The organism is Bacillus sp. JJ1127, from assembly GCF_036965845.1.
Taxonomy (GTDB): domain Bacteria; phylum Bacillota; class Bacilli; order Bacillales; family Bacillaceae_G; genus Bacillus_A.
Genome location: NZ_JBALQK010000038.1, coordinates 1 through 2954, shown reverse-complemented (window position 1 = coordinate 2954; position 2954 = coordinate 1). Strand labels below are relative to the sequence as shown.

General features: G+C 32.1%; 1 protein-coding gene and 2 riboswitches. The gene reads right to left on the bottom strand.

Features of this window, described 5'->3' with window-relative positions:
* Window positions 1-1728 (bottom strand): isopeptide-forming domain-containing fimbrial protein (locus tag V7183_RS04830; protein ID WP_335358867.1); only part of this gene is annotated, 1728 nt, incomplete at its 3' end.
* Window positions 1729-1783: 55 nt separating this feature from the next.
* A riboswitch (cyclic di-GMP riboswitch) is annotated at window positions 1784-1872 on the bottom strand.
* A 394-nt stretch (window positions 1873-2266) separates the two neighbouring features.
* Window positions 2267-2344: riboswitch (cyclic di-GMP riboswitch) on the bottom strand.
* Window positions 2345-2954 lie beyond the last annotated feature (610 nt).

The following is a 2954-nucleotide window of genomic DNA, read 5'->3' as shown; positions in this document are numbered from 1 at the left end:
TCCTGGTTTCTCTGGTTCCTTTGGAAGTCGTTTATTAGAAATTTCTAGCTGAATTGGGTTTATCATACCTTTTTCAATTTTAAATAAAATTGGCTCTGCTAATTTTTCATATCCTTCAGGTGCTAGCTTTTCATAAATTTTATATGATCCAGGCGCTAAGGCTTGGTCAGATGAGAAGCCATTCTTGTCTGTTTTAAGTATCGCTACAACCTCATCCCTCTCATTTCGAATTTCAAACTCCGCACCTTCTAATCCCTTGTTTGTATCATCATCATCTACTTTGTGAATCTTTATTACTCCATCCTGAGGGGATTCTGGTGGTTTAACAGTTACTTTATTGGAAATCAATGCTTCACTATCAAAAAATAATACTGCCTTATTAGGGATTTTTTGGTCAACATAAGCTGTTAAATCCGCTCCTGTTTTAATCTTTGCAGTTATATCTAAAGAAATTGTTTGATCTTGATACGCTTTAAAATCAAAATCCTTGTTTAATATAAACGTTACTTCACTATTTTGCTTATCTATTGTTAGCTTTCCTTTAGAAGTAATATCTTGGCCATTTTGATCATTTACTTTTGCATCGATAATTTCTAAGACATCTTCTAAATTATCACTTATCTCCATTGACTCATAATTAGGTGCGTCTGTTGGTATATGTGTACGAATCTGATAATGAATAGATTGATTCATTTGTGATAATTGCTGAGTATTTACAAGATTACCATTCTCATCAACAATACTTTTTTCAATAGACGGTGATTCATTCTCACCCGAACCAGTTCCCCCACCATTATGTACAATAACTTTTTCCGTCTTTTCTACAGTCTCTATATTTTTTCCTTCTAGTTTAATTGTATTTTTATGAGGTTTTAAAGCTGGATTCGTTACTTTCGTTTTATAGCTCAAAATATAACCTTTTGATGTATCTGGAAGCTCAATTGTAAATCCAGATTTTGTTGCTAGAATGTTAATTTTTGATAAATCAGCAGGCTTTATATCTTTTGGTGCATATCCATCCTCAAACACTGTTTCTTGTAATACAATACTTTCTGGAATCAATTCATGACCAGGTCCTAATTCATCACTTATCTTAGGTTCTTTCATTTCTGTACCAGTTGCATTCACATATACATTCCAGTCCACAACCGTTCCATCTTCATTATAGTAACCCCACTTTATTAAGTTATCTGTATTGGGGCTTACAGGAGGTCTTTCTGTTGTATTGCTCACACTAACATGCTTATTTACAACTTCCCCATTTACTTTAAATTCTAATGGAATCTCTTTTACACCATCGTAACTTTCAAGTGCAAAATAATATTCTAAGAATAAAGAACCTTTTACATTGTTCTTCCCATTTACATAATCACTCATTGTACATGTAAGTGATCCATTTCTCAGCTCACATGTTCCAGCTGTTTGGTTTCCTGCAGCTTTTAAATCGAATTTTGTATTATACATATTAAATTCTTTTGGCATATCAATTATGAATTGATCACCGGTGCTTATTTTTCCCTTCGCTGACCATTCCACATCTACTCTCATACGATCTGTAGCATTATATGGTTCACCGGTTGTTCCATCTGCGCGAGAAATGTTAATTGCATCCACAACATCTATCATAGCGGCTTGAACAACTGAAACTCCTATATTCATCATAGAAAATGATACTAAAAATATTAATGAAATTATTGAAACATACCTTCTGATACTCTTTCTCCTCATAATTATCCCCTTATATATGAATTTTCGTATAAAAAAATCGTCTGGTTGCAGTAAAAAGTGCAACCAGACGATCTTAGTAATTATCATTACCTTAGACTCTAAGCTTTGCGGCCTACCCTTTCAGATAGTGTGCTAAAAAATACATTTTCCTATTAATTTGTTTCATTTCTCTCTTTAGTCAAATCTTAAACTCATCTACTATAGTTTTTTACCCAAACAACTTGAATAACATTATATACAAACCGACATAAAACCCCTTTTTTAGGTGGAAGAGAACATCTGGCCATGCATAAAAGCGATCAGGGCTTTTTTCTACCACATGCGAAGTAAAAATAGAAAGAGCATACAAGTGTAGGTTACTTTTTATTCTGCATCGCAGGGATTTAGATGTCGAAAAATTAAAATGAATTTATATAGCTCATATATTAATTATGGAAAATAAAATGAAAAATAATAAATATATCAAAACATACCTTTTAGCACTCTTGTCCCGCATAATCCTTCCAAAAATAAAAAAAGATCGTCTGGTTGCAGTAAAAAGTGCAACCAGACGATCGTAGTAATTATTATTACCTTAGACTCTAAGCTTTGCGGCCTANNTGTGCTAAAAAATACATTTCTTATTTATTTGTCACATTTTCCTCTTTAGATAAATATTACCATAACATTCAGGCGAGTATAATGCAATATTTAGAACCATTGTTTAATTTTTCTGATTATTAGGAGCGAAAACGGTAAATTCCTATGGGAACGTCAATATTTTTGTGTAAATGACTTTTCAACCTTTTCAGATAGAATGTTACTTTTGGTATAAAAATAACTTTGTTCAAAAGATTGATTTTGTTTATTGTTAGGGCTAGCCCTGACAATAAACAAAATTTCATGCTGGTGTGCACTTAAGATTCGAGTTCTTCAAACATTGTTACTAATGCTGCACGCGCCTTATTAAAACCGATGTGGCAACGTGTGCTAAGCGTTGATTATAGTCTTCAAATTGTGAAGATTCATAGGAAGACCTCTTTTCTGTGAATTTTGTGTGGTAACTCAATTCTATCAAGAAAAGGTCTTCCTTTTTTGCGTCTTTATTCATTTACACAAAATATTTTATACCCTACTTTCGGTATACATAAATACATTGATTAATATAATAATAATCGAATTTAGTATTCTTTAACATATAATTTCCTATTATTATAATCAAAAACCATTTTTATGCAATTTTACAT